The organism is Pseudomonas sp. S2_A10 (genome assembly GCF_054668465.1).
On the sequence record NZ_CP162773.1, the window covers coordinates 4,117,071 to 4,132,905 of the forward strand.

A 15,835-nucleotide genomic window follows, 5' to 3' on the forward strand; every position below is an offset into this window, starting at 1 on the left:
GTTCTGTCCGTCTGACGCAGTCGGATGTCCGTGCTGCGTCGGCTCTGGCGGTTGTATCGTCACGCGAGAGTGCCAAGATGTTTGGCATGAATAATCACAACGACACAAGCCACGGTTCAGTGCTGCGTTTCGGCCCCTACGCCTTTCATGTGCGCCAACGTCTGGTCCTTGAAGGAGAGCAGCCGTTGCGCATGGGCGGGCGCGCCATGGACATCCTTCAGGCGCTGCTAGAACACGCGGGTGAGGTGGTCAGCAAAGAGCAGTTGATTGCTCGAGTATGGCCGACCTCGATCGTCGAAGAGATCAACCTGCGGGTGCACATTGCGGCGTTGCGCCGCGCACTGGGTGACGGCGTAAACGGGCAGCGTTTCATCATTCACGTGGCGCACTGCGGCTACAGTTTTGTCGCCCCGGTGGAGCAGGGCACCAGTGATGCGCTGACCATGCCCGCTGCCGCGCTCATGCCCCTGCACAATCTTCCGGCACGACTGACGCCAGTCAGTGGGCGCGACGCCCTGATTGGTAGTCTGGTTCGACAAATGCCGGTATGCCGCTTGATGACGATTACCGGTGCGCCGGGTGTTGGCAAGACCACTGTGGCATTGCGCGTGGCGGAATTGCTCCTGCAATACTTTCGCGATGGCGCCTGGTGGGTCGACCTTGCCAGCCTCGAAGATGACATTCCATTGCTCGAGCGCCTGTTGCACACCCTGAAGACAGACTTTTTCACACTGACCGGCCGGCACGCCTTGTTGATCCTGGATAACTGCGACCACCAGCGCGACAGCTGTGCGGCACTGGTGGAAACGCTGTTGCATGCTGCGCCTCGCCTGTCGATTCTGGTCACCGGCCGCGAAGCCTTGCAAGTCGCGCAGGAGACCGTTCATTACGTGCCGCTGTTGGCGATTCCCAAGCGCTCGACATTGAACACCGTCGAAGAAGCCATGGGCTATCCGGCGGTGCAGTTGTTCGTCAATCGCGCGCGGGCACGGCAGCATGGCTTCTGTTTGCGTGAGCAGGATTTGCCAGGTGTGCGCGAGATCTGCCGTCAACTGGACGGTCTGCCGCTGGCGATCGAGCTCGCCGCTGCGCAGATCGACGCGCTTGGCTTGATCGGCTTGCAGGCACAGGTTGAAAACGGCCTGCAGTTGCTTGGCCAAGGCCGGCGCACCGCGGAACCGCGCCATCAGTCGATGGCCGCTGCGATCGATTGGAGCTTCCAGTACCTGACGGAGATGGAACAGCGTGTGCTGCTGCGTCTGTCGGTATTCAGCGCGGGCTTTACCCTGGAGGCCGCACTGAGTGTGATCAGCAGCGCGGATCTGGCGGGCTCCAGACTGTCCGCGATAATCGAAGGGTTGGCGCGCAAATCGTTGCTTGTTCGAGAACCCAACCGTGCGACGGCCCGCTATTGGATGCTCAACACCGTGCGCCGCTATGCTCGTGATCAGTTCGAGCGCAGTGACGACAATTTCGAACTGAAACAGCGCCATGCGCGCTATCTCAGCAGAACGCGCAACGCTTCAGGCCGGGCACTGCTCGTGGAGGCTGTCGAGTAGCAGGCGGACCTTGCGCAAGTCCGGTGTGGCGTAGCCTTCGGTGAAGCGCTGGTAAATGGGGCTGAGCAAATCCCATGCTTCGCGATGGCGGGACTGGCGCTGCCATAATCGGGCGAGGTCCGTGGCGCTGCGCAGTTCCCAAGCGAGGGCGCCCTGGCTTCTGGCGATGGCCAGAGCTTGTTGCAGGGTTTGTTCGGCTTCTCGGGTTTCAGCGGTGTCTGAGCGGGCCGATTCGCGAGCAGGCTCGCTCCCACAGGATGAACCCTTCAACAATGCCGCCGCCCGCGCCCGCAATATCTCCGCTGCACTCCATCCCGCATCGCCATTGCGCGCGCGCTCCACCAGTGCATCATCGACAAAACGCTCATCCAGCGTAACCATCACTTCCCGAATCAGACCGCTGCTCTGTGCTGGTACGGGCACGGCATTATCCGGATCGATCACCTGCGCATACTGCCGGCCCCAGTTATTGAACAGCAGCACCGAGTGCTTCTGCGATTGTTCCAGCAGCAACTGCAGCAGCGCGCGGGCGTTTACATGGTCGCCGTTGTAATGAGCGATCAGACAACTGGCCAGCGCCAGGGTGTAACAGATCGATGTGCCGTGATTGATCTGCACGGCGATGTCCAGCGCCTGCCGTGCGGCGCGCCAGGCTTGCTCGGGCAGACCCTGCAACCACAGCACTCGGGCCAGTACTGTCAGCGAAGCGACGCTCTGGTCGTATTGCACGCCAAAACCATGGGTGAAACGATTGAGATGGCCGCTGTGGGCCATGCGTTGCAGCACCTGCTCGGCATGTACGCGTGCCTGCGGCTGGTCGCCGGCATAATGCAGGGCCAGCACCCGCAAGCGATGTGTGCTCAGTGACAGCAGCGGTTCGCCATGCAGTCCGATGCGGTCGAATTGCTCACTCTGCGCCAGCGCCATGCGGTAATGCCCGCAACTCAGATTGACCGCCATATGCCCCGATATCGCACGCAGTTGCCCGGCCAGATCGCCGTGTTCCTCGGCCAATTGGCAGGCGTCGACGAAGGCCTGAATAGTTTGTGGCGTGCCGCCCCAGGTGTGGTAGCTGGCGCTACCGAGCGCCAGTTTCAAGGCGATTTGCAGGCGAGGGCAGGGCGGTAGCAGCGAGTCTGCTGGCGAAGCCTCCAGCAGACTCAGTGCCCGGCGTACATAGCGGCTGTAATCGCGCAGCAACGACAGCTCCTGCCACAAAGGCGCCGACGCGGCTGCCAGTTGCACCCCCAGCTCATCCGGTCCCGGCCCGTTGAGGCTCCAGTCCAGCGCCGCGCGCAAATCCTCCAGACCCCGGGCATAGCGCTCCATCCACAATACAGTCGGAGTATTGTCCCAATCCGCCTGCGCCTGCTGCATCAGTGTCAGGCATCGCTCGGCGTGGCGTTGGCGGGTTGCGTTGAGCTCGTCGGCCTGTTCGAGTTTTTCCAGTGCGTAGTGGCGGGTAGTGTCGAGCAAGCGATAGAAAACATCTTCGTCGCCCACTTCGACGCTCAGCAGGGATTTGGCCACCAATTGTGTGACGGCGGTGAACACCGCGCCGGGATCAATCTGTTGGCCGATGACCACCGCTGCTGCCGAGGCGAGGGTGAAGCTGCCGCGGAAAATCCCCAGTCGCCGCAGACAGGTTTGCTCGCAGACGTTGAGCAGGTTGAAACTCCAGTCCATCGTCGCGCGCAGGGTCAGGTGGCGTTCGGCGCTGCTGTGGTGTCCGGCCGACAATGGCGGCAAACCCTCGCGCAATTGCTTGAGCAATCCGTCCATGCCCAATTCGCTGACCTGCGCGGCGGCCAGTTCCAGTGCCAGCGGAATGCCGTCCAGGCGCTGGCAGATTTCGATCGCTTGCGGCAACTCGGCGTGGCTTAGTCGGAAGTTTTCCCTGGCTGCGGTGGCGCGCTCGACAAACAACTGCATCGCAGCAAAGCCCAGCGCCTGGGCCGGCTCCATCGGGGTCGACATGGACGGGCATTCGAGCGATTCCAGACGCTGCACGAACTCACCCTCAGCGCGCAGGCTCTCGCGGCTGGTCGCCAGGATATGCACCTTTGGTGCCCCCCGCAGAATCTGCTCGCTGAGCGCGGCGACCGCATCAATCAAGTGCTCGCAGTTGTCGATCACCAACAACATTTGCTGTTCTCGCAGGCCGTCGACCAGACCAGCCTGCGCATCGCCTTCAGCTGCGGACAGATCAAGCAGCGTCGCCAGATGCGAGCCGATCAGCGCGGGATCGGCGATGGGCGCCAGATCCACCAGGCGGATGCCGTCGCGATACTGGTCGAGCAATTGTTCGGCGACGCGCAGGGCGACGGTGGTCTTGCCAATGCCGCCGGGGCCGACCAGAGTGATGCAGCGTCGGCGCGGCAGTTGCGTAATCAAGTGATCGATCAGGGGTTGGCGACCAATCATCCGCGTACGACGCAGCGGCAGGTTGTGCCGGGGCGCGGCGACCGCAGGCGTTGCTTCGATGCTGTCGAGCACGAACGGTGCGACAAAGCTGTAGCCGCGCTGCGCCACGGTGACGATGTAGCGCTGGCCGTTCTGCCCGTCGCCAAGCGCTTTGCGCAGCGCCGCCATGTGCACGCGCAGGTTGATGTCTTCGACGACGCTGTCTGGCCAGACCCCGGCCATCAATTGCTGTTTGCTCACCACTTCACCGGCATGGGCCAGCAAAATCAGGAGGATGTCCATCGCCCGCCGTCCCAGGCGCAGAGGCTGTTGGCCTTCAAGTAGCAATCGTTGCCCGGGATGAATCCGATAGGGGCCAAACGCAATGGCCTGATTCGGGGAAAAACTCAACAGCGCGCTCCTGCGGTGATGCGGCGGACAGGGCGAATCAGTGCCTGGCGCATGCGCAGGCCGTCTGATCCGGGGTGTCCGGGCATAATCCTCAGGTTTGAGCATCAGTGCAACGGGTGGCGTAACGGCAGCAGTCAAAACACCGCAGGCTGCGCTGCGGTGTTTTTCGGTTTATCCATGACTCGACAGCGCCAGGCGAAGGGATTGATGCCCTCGCTGCGGGTGAACATGTGGCAGAAGTGCGCCTGATCGCAGAAGCCGCATTCGAGGCTGATTTGCGTCAGGCTCAAGTCGGTGTGCTGGATCAGCAACTTGGCTCGAGCCAGACGCTGGGCGCGGATCCAGTCCTGTGGCGACAGGCCGGTGCTGCACTTGAATGCGCGGGAGAAATGACTGCGTGACAGTGCACATGCCCGGGCCAGTTCAGCCACTTCGAGGCTTTCGCCCAAGCGATCCAGGATCAACTGTTTGATCTGGCGTTCGCGCTGCGGACTGAGTCCGCCAGTCGTGTTTTTACGCGGTTCGCTGGCAGGGGCGAGGGCGACGGATTGCTGTAGATAAGCCATGGCCAAGGTCCGTGTCGGTGGGGAAGGCACGGTCGGCGCATTCCCTCAGGTCAAAAAAGCAACGCTGCGCAGAGGGCTTCATTGTTGGGCGATGCCTTGAGACTGACGAGTTAATCGTTGTTAATTTCCTCGCTCAGGCTGGAACTCAGCACATCCTTGCAAGTCAGCGCCCGGCGCTTTGCGCGACGATGTCGACAAAGCACGGCCGCCGTTGGCCAGGTTCAAAGGGGAATGCAATGAAAAGCTTGGTGAAAGCGGCAACGACGCTGGCGGTCGTGCTGGCAATGTCCGGCGCCATGGCGCAGGCACCGCAGGTTGGCACTCAGGCGCCGGGTTATTTCCGGCTGGCTGTCGGCGATTACGAAGTCACCGCGTTGTTCGACGGTTACAACGATTTGTCGCCGAAGTTGTTGCAGGGCATGAGCCAGAGTCAGATTCGCGCGCTGCTTGCGCGCCGTTCGATTGAAACCCCTGGCGTGCAGACGGCGTTCAATGCCTTTCTGGTCAACACTGGCAAACAACTGATTTTGGTCGACACGGGCGCAGGGCAGTGCATCGGCGCCACCGCAGGCCAACTCTCGGCCAACATGCAGGCCGCCGGTTACAAGCCTGAACAGGTCGACACGATTCTGCTGACGCACCTGCACCTCGATCACGTCTGCGGTCTGGTCGACGCCGAAAAGAAACCGGTGTTCGCCAACGCCACCGTGTTTGCAGCCAAAGCCGAGGCCGACTACTGGCTCGATCCGGCAGCGCTGGCCAAGGCCCCGGCGGGCGCCAAAGAGTTTTTCAAGATAGCCCGGGACTCTACGGCGCCTTATGTTGCCGCCGGTCGCTTCAAGACGTTTGCCGCCGGGCAATCACCGCTGCCCGGGCTGGTCGAAGCAACCCTGGAAGCCGGCCACACGCCGGGCAGCACCACGTACCGCTTCACCTCGCAGCAACAGAGCATCGTGTTCATGGGCGATCTGGTGCACAACCTCGCGGTGCAGTTTTTGCACCCGGAAGTGTCGATCGGTTTCGACGTCAACAGTCAGCAGGCGATCAGCAGTCGTCAGGCAGTGTTCAGTGCTGCGGCAGCGAGCAAGACCTGGGTGACGGCAGCGCATCTGCCGTTCCCGGGCATCGGCCACATCACCGCCGAGGGCAAACATTTCCAATGGGTGCCGGTAGAGTACGGCCCCTACAAACGCGCGGCGAAAGTGCCATTGATCGAGTAAAGTGCCCAACGCCTGTGGCAAAAAGCGTCTGACACCGATAAGGAAACCACACCCATGAACCGTAACGATCTGCGCCGCGTCGACATGAACCTGCTGGTGATTTTCGAAGCGCTGATGTTCGAAAAGAATCTGACCCGTGTGGCGGAAAAACTGTTCATGGGCCAGCCGGCGGTCAGTGCTGCACTGGGGCGCTTGCGTGATCTGTTCGACGATCCGTTGCTGCTGCGCAACGGTCGCGGCATGGAGCCGACAGCGCGGGCGCTGGCGATCCTCAAGGAATTGCAACCGGCAATGGACGTGATTTCCGGCGCAGTCAGCCGCGCCAAGGAGTTCGAACCGGCCAGCAGTTGCGACGTATTTCGCATCGGTCTGTCGGACGACGCCGAGTTCGGTCTGTTTCCACCGCTGTTGCGCCAGCTTCAGCAGGAGGCGCCGGGGATCGTCGTGGTGGTGCGCCGCGCCAACTATCTGTTGATGCCGGCGTTGTTGGCCTCTGGAGAAATTTCCGTGGGCGTCAGCTACACCACGGATCTGCCTGCCAACGCCAAGCGCAAGAAGCTGCGTGATATTCCCTGCAAAGTGCTGCGCGGCGACGACCGTCCGGGGCCGTTGACCCTGGACGAATATTGCGAACGTCCGCATGCAATGGTGTCGTTCTCCGGTGACCTGAGCGGCAATATCGATCTGGATCTGGCCAAGATCGGCCGTTGCCGCCGAGTCGTTCTCGGCGTGCCGCAGTTCAGCGGCTTGCGCGCCTTGCTCGCCGGTACCGAGATGATCGCGACGGTCCCGGACTACGCCGCCTGTGCCTTGGTTGAAGGCTGCGCCCTGCGTGCCGAAGATCCACCATTCCCGATCGATGCCGCGCAATTGTCGATGGCGTGGAGCGGGGTGCATGACAACGACCCGGCGGAGAAGTGGCTGCGCTCGCGCATCAGCCAGTTCATGGCGGCGCCGCTGGATATTCCGGCGCTTTAACCGCCCTCGATTACACAAGCAGTTCTCCTGTGGCAGCGAGCCTGCTCGCGAAAGCGGTGTGTCAGTTAGTGTGGATGTGACTGGCCTGACGCCTTCGCGAGCAGGCTCACTCCCACATTGTTTTTGTGGCGGTCTGCAAATTGAATGCACGCCGCCAATCCTTGTGGGAGCGAGCTTGCTCGCGATTGCGGTGGGTCAGTTAGTGTGGATGTGACTGGCCTGACGCCTTCGCGAGCAGGCTCGCTCCCACAGAGAAATTCGGGGCTGACCGGGCTTTGTGATTCGGCACATAGACTTGTGGGAGCTGGCTTGCCAGCGATTGCGGTGGGTCCGTCAAAGAAGGTGGTGGATGTGCCGACCAATCGCTGGCAAGCCAGCTCCCACAGGGATACGGGGTGGAATGAACATTGTTGGTCACCACAAAAACCTGTGGGAGCGAGCCTGCTCGCGAAAGCGGTGTGTCAGTCAATGTGGATGTGGCTGACCTGACACCTTCGCGAGCAAGCTCACTCCCACATTGTTTTGTGGCTGGCGGCAGAACATCAAAGACCTGAAAAGCAACTAAGCACACCCATCCAATTTCTCCCGCGCCGGCCTTGGCATGATTCCCGTCAATGACATTCAAAGGGTCGGGTCATGATTGCTACGAGGGATGAACAGGCGCGCGACATCGGGTTGCTGTTTCTGCGGGTCAGCGGCGGGTTGTTTCTGTTGTGGGTGCACGGCTTGCCCAAATTGCTGGACTTCACCGCGCAGCTGCAATTGATCGAAGACCCGTTCCACCTCGGCGCTCACCTGACCCTGATCCTGGCGATTTTCGCCGAAGTCCTCTGCCCGTTGCTGATCGTCGCCGGTGTGCTGGCGCGATTGGCTTGTTTGCCTATTCTCTTTGTACTGCTCGTGGCGCTGCTGGTCGTGCATCCGCAATGGAGTGTGGCTGAAGGGCAGTTTGGCTGGTTGCTGTTGATTCTTTTCACCACCGTATTGATTGCCGGGCCGGGACGGCTGGCGATCCCTGTTCGTTTGCCCGGAGTGCTGCGTTATGCCTGAAGTCCTCAATTCACAAGCACCGGGGGCCGATGAGACCGTCACGTTGATCATCAAACACTCGGTCAAAACCGGTTTCGAATCGGCGTATGAAGCATGGCTGCGCAATATCGTGCGCGTCGCCGGGCAGCGCGAAGGGCATTTGGGTGTCGACGTGGTGCGCGGCAAGCGCGGGCGTCTGGATTTCTACACTTGCGTATTGCGCTTTAGCTCCACCGAAGCGATGCAGGGCTGGCTGGAATCCTCCGAGCGTCAGGCGCTGGTGGCTGAAGCCGCACCGATGCTGGCTGACGGTGATCAGACCGAAGTCGCGCCGGTCAATGAATTCTGGTTCACACCGCTGGCCGAGGCCGGCTCGCCGCCGCCGCGCTGGAAGCAGGCTGTCGTCACACTGTTGGTGATTCTGCCGCACACCCTGCTGGTGCCGCTGATCTGGGGCCCGCTGCTGGCGCTGCATCCGCTTCTGTCCAACTACGTGGTCGCCACGTTCCTGATCACCCTGACCATCGTCCTCTCGGTGGTCTACGTGGTGATGCCGCCGGTCACCCGTTTGTTTACCCCGTGGCTGGAAGCCAGTCAGGCCCACGAACACCTCGATTCCCAAGAAACCTCGCCGCGTTGAGCGGGGTTTGCTTCTTTTCACTTTCGCTTGAGGAACTGCGATGAGCGCCGATCTGATTTTATTCAATGGCCAATTTCATACCGTAGACCGGGAAAAACCACTGGCCAGTGCGGTGGCGATCAAGGATGGCCGTTTCGTCGCCGTCGGTAACGATGCCGAGGCCATGGCCCTCAAGGGCAGCGCCACACAAGTGGTCGACATGAAGGGCCGCTGCGTCATCCCTGGCCTCAACGACTCGCACTTGCACCTGATTCGCGGCGGTCTGAACTACAACCTCGAACTGCGCTGGGAAGGCGTGCCATCGCTCGCCGACGCGCTGCGCATGCTCAAGGATCAGGCCGATCGCACGCCCACCCCGCAGTGGGTGCGCGTGGTCGGTGGCTGGAACGAATTCCAGTTCGCCGAAAAACGCATGCCGACCCTGGAAGAAATCAACCAGGCCGCGCCGGATACTCCGGTGTTCATCCTGCACCTCTACGACCGTGCGCTGCTCAACCGCGCTGCCCTGCGTGTGGCCGGCTACACCCGCGACACGCCAAACCCGCCGGGTGGCGAAATCGTCCGCGACAGCAACGGCAACCCGACCGGCATGCTGGTCGCGCGGCCGAACGCGATGATCCTCTACTCGACACTGGCCAAGGGACCGAAGCTGCCGCTGGAATATCAGGTCAACTCGACCCGTCAGTTCATGCGCGAGCTCAATCGCCTGGGCCTGACCAGTGCAATCGACGCCGGGGGTGGTTTCCAGAATTACCCGGACGATTACCAAGTGATCGAGCAACTGGCCAAAGACGACCAGTTGACCGTACGCATCGCTTACAACCTGTTCACCCAGAAGCCGAAAGAAGAGCTGACCGATTTCCAGAACTGGACCGGCAGCGTCAAGTTGCATCAGGGCGACGACTACCTGCGCCACAACGGTGCTGGCGAAATGCTGGTGTTCTCCGCCGCCGACTTCGAGGATTTCCTCGAACCGCGTCCGGACCTGCCGCAGACCATGGAACAGGAACTCGAGCCGGTGGTACGCCACCTCGTTGAGCAGCGCTGGCCGTTCCGTCTGCACGCCACGTACAACGAATCGATCAGCCGTATGCTCGATGTGTTCGAGAAGGTCAATCGCGACATTCCGTTCAACGGTCTGCCGTGGTTCTTCGACCACGCTGAAACCATCACCCCGCAGAACATCGAGCGTGTGAAAGCGCTGGGCGGCGGTATCGCGATTCAGGATCGCATGGCGTTCCAGGGCGAATACTTTGTCGATCGCTACGGCAAACAAGCCGCCGAAGCCACGCCACCGATCAAGCGCATGCTCGCTGAAGGCGTGCCGGTTGGCGCTGGCACCGACGCCACCCGCGTGTCCAGTTATAACCCGTGGACCTCGCTGTACTGGATGGTCAGCGGCCGTACCGTTGGCGGTCTGGCGCTTTACGAAGAAGGGTTGCCACGTAGCACCGCGCTGGAACTGTTCACCCACGGCAGCGCCTGGTTCTCCTCGGAGCAGGGCAAGAAGGGCCAGATCCGCGTCGGCCAACTGGCAGACCTGGCGGCACTGAGCGCGGACTTCTTCAGCGTTGAGGAAGAAGCGATCAAGTGGATCGAGTCGGTGATGACCGTGGTCGGCGGCAAGATTGTCTACGCCGCCGGCGACTTCGAAGACCTCGGCCCGCGTTCGATTCCGGTGCTGCCGGACTGGTCGCCGGTAGTCAAAGTCCCAGGCCACTGGCGCCCGAACTCGCCACTGCAGGCGCAGGTTCACCAGTGCAGCGGGCCGTGCGCCGTGCACACCCACAGCCATGAAAAAGCGCGGATGTCGAATGCGCCGGTCAGCGATTTCGCCGGTTTCTGGGGCGCGTTCGGCTGTTCCTGCTTCGCGTTCTGAGTTTGAAAAAAGCGCCGGTCATCAGGGCCGGCGCTTCCCGCAACAACCATCCATCCAGGAGTTTTGCCATGAGCGTTCCTTACAAGCGTCTGAACAAAGATGATGCCGTCGTCCTGCTGGTCGATCACCAGACCGGTCTGATCTCGCTGGTGCAGGATTTCTCGCCGAACGAGTTCAAGAACAACGTGCTGGCACTGGGCGACATCGCCAAGTTCTTCAAGCTGCCGACCATTCTGACCACCAGCTTCGACGCAGGTCCAAACGGCCCGATCGTGCCCGAGCTGCTTGAGCAATTCCCTGACGCGCCGTTCATTCAGCGTCCAGGCCAGATCAACGCCTGGGACAACGAAGACTTCGTCAAAGCGATCAAGGCCACCGGCCGCAAGCAACTGATCATCGCCGGTGTAGTGACCGACGTTTGCGTAGCTTTCCCGACCCTGTCGGCGATTGCTGAAGGCTTCGAAGTGTTCGTCGTCACCGACTCGTCGGGTACCTTCAACACCACCGTGCAACAAGCGGCGTGGGCGCGGATGTCGGCCGCCGGTGCACACCTGATGAACTGGTTCGCTGTGGCCTGCGAGCTGCAAGGCGACTGGCGCAACGACATGGAAGGTCTGGCGCATCTGCTGTCCGAGCGTCTGCCTAACTATCGCAACCTGATCAACAGCTACACCAAGTTCACTGCCAAGTAAGAAAATCGAAAGATCGCAGCCTTCGGCAGCTCCTGCATGGGAACGCATTCTCCCTGTAGGAGCCGCCGAAGGCTGCGATCTTTTGCTGTTAGCGTTTTTGCAACCAACCCAAGAAACCACCTTTTTTCACCGCCACCGGTTTGGCCATCAACGCGAGGCGACTGTTCTGCTGACGCACCGCCTGCAACTTGTTCAAGGCCCGGCCGACTTCGCTGCGCTTGTCCATGCACTCACGGGTCAACTGTTTGTCGAGACGATAGATGATGCTCGACGTCAGCGCTGTGAACGTCGCCTGCGACGGTGTATCGGCAAGAATGCTCTGTTCGCCCATGACTTCGCTCGGCCCCATGCGCCCGGCCTCGGTCTGGCCATTGCCGTCCGGCACCGTCGCGCTGACCACGCCCGTGGCGATCACGAACAGACTGTCCGGCACCTCGTCCAGATCCAGCACCACCTGACCGGCCGTGTACTGCTGCGCGACCATCGATTCAGCGAGGCGATCGCGCTCTTCACTGCTCAGCGAGCGGAAAATCTTCACCTCATCCAGCAACGCACGGGCGCGGCTCGACGGTTCGATCACGCCGTCGGGATGCCGGGAAATACCTGCGGCTTCGAGATGGCGATGCGCGAGGTCGAACAGTTGATTGCGCACTTCGCTCTTCTTGCCCAGCTCAGCGATGAAACCGCTGGCAACGTATTCCGACATGGTTTCGCCGGCTTCTTTGAGTACGGCTTTCGGCGCCGGGCTGAGCAACAGCGAACTGCTGCCCTGCAGAGTGCGATCAAGGGCATCCAATACCCGACGCGGACGAATGTGGTTCGGCACTTTGATACTGATCGAGACACCGTGCATGTTGCTCGGCCGGCTGAGATTGACGATTTTCGCCTTGGCCGCTACCGAGTTCGGTACTACGGCCATGGTGCCGGCGCTGGTCAGCAGGTGCGTGGCGCGCCAGTCGATATCGAAGACCTTGCCTTCGACGCCGTCGATCATCACCAGATCGTCTACCTGATACGGCTTGGTGGTGTTGAGGACGATGCCGGAAAACACATCGGCGAGGGTGCTTTGCAGCGCCAGACCGACCACGATGGCGACCACCCCGGAAGTGGCCAGCAGACCTTTGACTGGCAGTTCCAGCACGTAACCGGCCGCCGCGACAATCGCGACCAGAAACACCAGCGCGCCGATGACGTCCTGCAGCAAGCGCCCGCTGTGACCGATGCGGCGCATCAGCGCCAGGCCGATCACTTCGGTCAGCACCCGTGCTGCGTACAACCACCAGAGAATCCCCAGCGCCGTCGCCCCCAGTTGTGCCACGCGATCATCGGCGAACAGCGGCGCCTGCAAGGGGCTGACACCGGCATTGATCACCAGCGCGCTGAACGCCAGAAACAGTGCCAGACGCACGCCGACTCGCGGCGCGCGATGGCTGAAGGGCGAGAAATGCCAGAGCGCGGCGTCGAGCAGCAACAGGACGGCGCTCCAGGACAGCAGGTGGGCGTAGAAAACAGTCATGACCGGTACTCCGCGACGCTGGTGAGAAAAAGATCGCAGCCTTCGGCAGCTCCTACAGGAAATGGTATTCCAGGGTAGGAGCTGCCGAAGGCTGCGATCTTTTGCGGTTAAGGCTGCAAGTGGGTTTTCAGTTCAGCCGCCGCCTGACGCACCGCCGCTTTGACTTCCGGAATCTGGCTCAGCGGATTGAGCAGGCCGAAGTCATGAATCATCCCGTTGTAGCGCACCGAAGTCACCGGCACGCCGGCTGCATCCAGATGCCGCGCATAGCCTTCGCCTTCGTCACGCAGCACGTCGAACTCGGCGGTCTGCACCAGCGCAGCGGGCAGGCCCTTGAGCTGTTCGGCGCTGGCTTTGAGCGGCGAGGCATGGATCTGCGCACGCTCGGCCGGGTTGGTTGTGTAGTTGTCCCAGAACCACTGCATCATGCCCTTGGTAAGGAAGTGTCCCTCGGCAAATTGCTGGTAAGAACCGTCGTCGAATTGCGCATTGGTCACCGGCCACATCAACAGTTGGAAGCGCAGGGCAGGGGCTTTCTGCTCCTTGGCCATCAACGCCACGACCGCCGCCATGTTGCCGCCGACGCTGTTGCCGGCCACCGCCAGACGTTTGCCATCGACACCGATGTCCTTGCCGTGCTCGGCCACCCATTTCGTCGCGGCGTAAGCCTGATTGATCGCGGTCGGGTACTGCGCTTCCGGCGATGGCGTGTAATCGACATACACCGCAACAGCGCCAGAGCCGACCACCAGATCACGGATCAGGCGCTGGTGCGTCGGGAAGTCACCTAGCACCCAGCCGCCACCGTGGAAGAACATGAACACCGGCAACTCGCCTTTGACCTTGGCCGGGCGCACCACTTTCAGGTTGAGGGTCTGGCCATCGACCTTGATCGCCTTGTCGCTGACTTCCACACCGGACAGATCAACCTTCACCGAAGCCTGCGCACCGGTCAGCACCGCACGGGCGTCTTTCGGGCTCAGTTGCTCCAGCGGACGACCACCGCCAGCGGCGAGGGCATCGAGGAATGCTTGGGTATTGTGTTCGACGCCAGGGCTGCCAGCGGCGAAAGCGCTGCTGACGGAGAGGGCGAGGAGCGACGCGGCGAGGGTTTTCTTGACGATGTTCATGGTGGAAATCCTTTTGAATGATTTTGATTTTTTTGCCTGAGTTGCGGGCTGCTGTGGCACTGGGTTTGCGGCCTCAGCAACACCGTGAGCACAGATTAATGGGCTGCTGAAAAGCGAAAAAGCGGCTATAAAGCGTTTAACTGTCCACCAGAGAGTGACAATGAACCCGTTCGAAGACATGCGTATTTTTTGCCAGGTCATGGACTCCGGCAGCTTCACCGCCGCGGCCGATCAGTTGGGGCTGTCCAAGCAGTTCGTCAGCCGCCGTTTGATGCAACTGGAAGAGCGCCTCGGTGTGCGCTTGTTGAATCGCTCGACCCGCCGGCTCGACGTCACCCCGCTGGGGCAGAGCTATTACGAATCGGCGTTGCGCTTGTTGGGTGAGGTGGAACAGGTCGAGCAGGGCATCGCCGGCGAAACCGCCGAGCCGCGCGGCACGATTCGCCTCAGCGCGCCGTTGTCGTTTGCCGTGGCGCATCTGGGTTGTCTGCTACCGCTATTCCTGCAGCGTTATCGCGAAGTCACCGTCGAAGTGGATCTGAGCGATCGTCCGGTCGACCTGCTCGGCGAAGGCTACGACCTGGCCCTGCGCATCGGCGTGCTGGAGGACTCGACATTGATCGCCCGACGTATCGCCAGCATCGAACGGGTCTACTGCGCCAGCCCGGCCTACCTCGCCGAACGCGGCACACCGCTAAAGCCTGAAGACCTGCACAGCCACGACTGCCTGCCTTACGGCCACGGGCGCTCGGTGCAATGGCGTTTCAACGAAGCGCCGGGCAAACCGCTGCTGATCAACGTCGCCGGCCGCATGCGCGTCAACAATGGCGAACTGCTGCGAGACGCCGCGGTGCAGGGGATGGGCATTACTTATCTGCCGACCTTCATCGTCGGTGCGGCGCTGAAGGACGGGCGGCTGGTACCGGTGCTGGATGATTTACGCCCGGAGCCGCTGACCCTGTCGGCAGTTTATCCGCAGCATCGCCAGGCTTCGCGGCCGGTGCAGGCGCTGGTGGAGTTTTTGCGTGAGCGGCTTAACCAGAGTCATGTGAATCTTTGATAGTGGTGCCTACTGGGCAAACAAACGGCGTGTTATCGATCGGGCGAAGGTCACACCGTTTCCTGCGATGTCTTTATGGATATTCCTGTCGGGTATGCAAAACGCTAAGTATCTCGATTCGATCCGTCACCTCATAAATCACTACGTAGTTAGGATGGACAACGATTTCCCGGGTGCCGGGAGATCGACCTTTACGGTAGAGATGGGGATGAACGGAGAGTGAGGTTGTGGATTCTTCGATGGATTTCGAGAGACTCACTGCGGCTGCAAAGTTTCTCTCGCCAATGTATCTGAGGATGTTCGAAAGATCGGCCTTGGCTTCGGGCCGCCACTCAATCTGCATCGGCCTTTTTTCGCATGGATTCGATCAAGGCATGCATGTCCGCCATCACGTCCTCATGGGGGAGACTCGGATGGGGATCATCTCTGGACGCCTGCACCTTGGCTCGCAACCAGCGATCATGACTGGCAGCCTGCTCGTTGTTTTCAAACCCTGAATCGTCGGGAAAGATTTTGCCGTCCATAGTGCCTCCGGGATCAATGCCTGGCAGTCTATTCGGTACAGGGATTGCTGTCGTCGTTGTCTGGATGAACTGCATCTTGGTCGAGCTCCATGAGTACTTGTAGTTCGACAAATCCTAGACTGAGCGCTTCCGACGGCCAACCGACGGAAGATGTAGGAAAACGGTTGGGGTTTCCCGAGTTCCTTCCTTTTTCTGTAGGACTCGCTGAAGAGGACTGCGCAGTGTGAT

General features: G+C 61.0%; 14 protein-coding genes. 8 read left to right on the top strand and 6 right to left on the bottom strand.

Annotation, left to right across the window (positions count from 1 at the left end):
• Positions 1-86: 86 nt before the first annotated feature.
• Positions 87-1,559: an ATP-binding protein gene (locus AB4N41_RS18500; RefSeq protein WP_252877828.1), complete on the top strand. Its 1,473-nt coding sequence runs from the start codon at positions 87-89 to the stop codon at positions 1,557-1,559.
• Here AB4N41_RS18500 and AB4N41_RS18505 read toward each other — a convergent pair.
• Together AB4N41_RS18505 and AB4N41_RS18510 are read right to left on the bottom strand one after the other, a co-directional pair.
• Positions 1,524-4,373 (bottom strand): ATP-binding protein, encoded by a 2,850-nt coding sequence (locus tag AB4N41_RS18505; protein WP_252877829.1) that lies wholly within the window; start codon positions 4,371-4,373, stop codon positions 1,524-1,526. The two genes, AB4N41_RS18500 and AB4N41_RS18505, sit on opposite strands and share 36 nt — an antisense overlap.
• Positions 4,374-4,507: 134 nt before the next feature.
• Entirely contained in the window at positions 4,508-4,939 is a 432-nt protein-coding gene (locus AB4N41_RS18510) for a helix-turn-helix domain-containing protein (protein WP_041478577.1), read from the bottom strand.
• A gap of 236 nt (positions 4,940-5,175) precedes the next feature.
• Here AB4N41_RS18510 and AB4N41_RS18515 point away from each other — a divergent pair, with 236 nt between their 5' ends.
• From AB4N41_RS18515 to ycaC, 6 genes are all read left to right on the top strand, one after another.
• The gene (locus AB4N41_RS18515) at positions 5,176-6,159 is read left to right on the top strand and encodes an MBL fold metallo-hydrolase (protein WP_041478578.1); all 984 of its coding nucleotides are present in this window, start codon (positions 5,176-5,178) and stop codon (positions 6,157-6,159) included.
• A 54-nt stretch (positions 6,160-6,213) separates the two neighbouring features.
• Positions 6,214-7,137, top strand: a complete 924-nt coding sequence (locus AB4N41_RS18520; RefSeq protein ID WP_039762138.1) for a LysR family transcriptional regulator — start codon at positions 6,214-6,216, stop codon at positions 7,135-7,137.
• 636 nt (positions 7,138-7,773) lie between these two features.
• A complete protein-coding gene (locus AB4N41_RS18525; RefSeq protein ID WP_024012430.1) occupies positions 7,774-8,187 on the top strand; it encodes a DoxX family protein in 414 nt (137 codons plus the stop codon).
• Positions 8,180-8,806 carry an antibiotic biosynthesis monooxygenase gene (locus AB4N41_RS18530; protein ID WP_110646470.1) on the top strand — a complete coding sequence of 209 codons (627 nt, stop codon included), beginning with the start codon at positions 8,180-8,182 and terminating at the stop codon, positions 8,804-8,806. Before AB4N41_RS18525 ends, AB4N41_RS18530 begins: the two co-directional genes overlap by 8 nt.
• A gap of 40 nt (positions 8,807-8,846) precedes the next feature.
• Positions 8,847-10,685: an amidohydrolase gene (locus tag AB4N41_RS18535; protein ID WP_042609477.1), complete on the top strand. Its 1,839-nt coding sequence runs from the start codon at positions 8,847-8,849 to the stop codon at positions 10,683-10,685.
• A 68-nt stretch (positions 10,686-10,753) separates the two neighbouring features.
• Positions 10,754-11,377, top strand: a complete 624-nt coding sequence (ycaC, locus tag AB4N41_RS18540; protein WP_016774080.1) for an isochorismate family cysteine hydrolase YcaC — start codon at positions 10,754-10,756, stop codon at positions 11,375-11,377.
• A gap of 88 nt (positions 11,378-11,465) precedes the next feature.
• Here the strand turns inward: ycaC and AB4N41_RS18545 are convergent, their stop codons facing one another.
• Both AB4N41_RS18545 and AB4N41_RS18550 read right to left on the bottom strand, forming a co-directional pair.
• A complete protein-coding gene (locus AB4N41_RS18545) occupies positions 11,466-12,893 on the bottom strand; it encodes a mechanosensitive ion channel family protein (protein WP_041478581.1) in 1,428 nt (475 codons plus the stop codon).
• 107 nt (positions 12,894-13,000) lie between these two features.
• Positions 13,001-14,023, bottom strand: coding sequence for an alpha/beta hydrolase (locus AB4N41_RS18550; RefSeq protein ID WP_252877830.1), 1,023 nt, complete (start codon positions 14,021-14,023; stop codon positions 13,001-13,003).
• A gap of 160 nt (positions 14,024-14,183) precedes the next feature.
• On the opposite strand from AB4N41_RS18550, the gene AB4N41_RS18555 reads away from it, so the two are divergent.
• Complete coding sequence (locus tag AB4N41_RS18555; RefSeq protein ID WP_041478583.1) at positions 14,184-15,083, top strand: LysR family transcriptional regulator; 900 nt, start codon at positions 14,184-14,186, stop codon at positions 15,081-15,083.
• 73 nt (positions 15,084-15,156) lie between these two features.
• Here the strand turns inward: AB4N41_RS18555 and AB4N41_RS18560 are convergent, their stop codons facing one another.
• Together AB4N41_RS18560 and relB are read right to left on the bottom strand one after the other, a co-directional pair.
• The gene (locus AB4N41_RS18560; protein ID WP_082228561.1) at positions 15,157-15,426 is read right to left on the bottom strand and encodes a type II toxin-antitoxin system RelE/ParE family toxin; all 270 of its coding nucleotides are present in this window, start codon (positions 15,424-15,426) and stop codon (positions 15,157-15,159) included.
• Positions 15,416-15,607 carry a type II toxin-antitoxin system RelB family antitoxin gene (relB, locus tag AB4N41_RS18565; RefSeq protein ID WP_236169329.1) on the bottom strand — a complete coding sequence of 64 codons (192 nt, stop codon included), beginning with the start codon at positions 15,605-15,607 and terminating at the stop codon, positions 15,416-15,418. The genes AB4N41_RS18560 and relB overlap by 11 nt, the downstream gene beginning before the upstream one ends.
• Between the last annotated feature and the right edge of the window lie 228 nt (positions 15,608-15,835).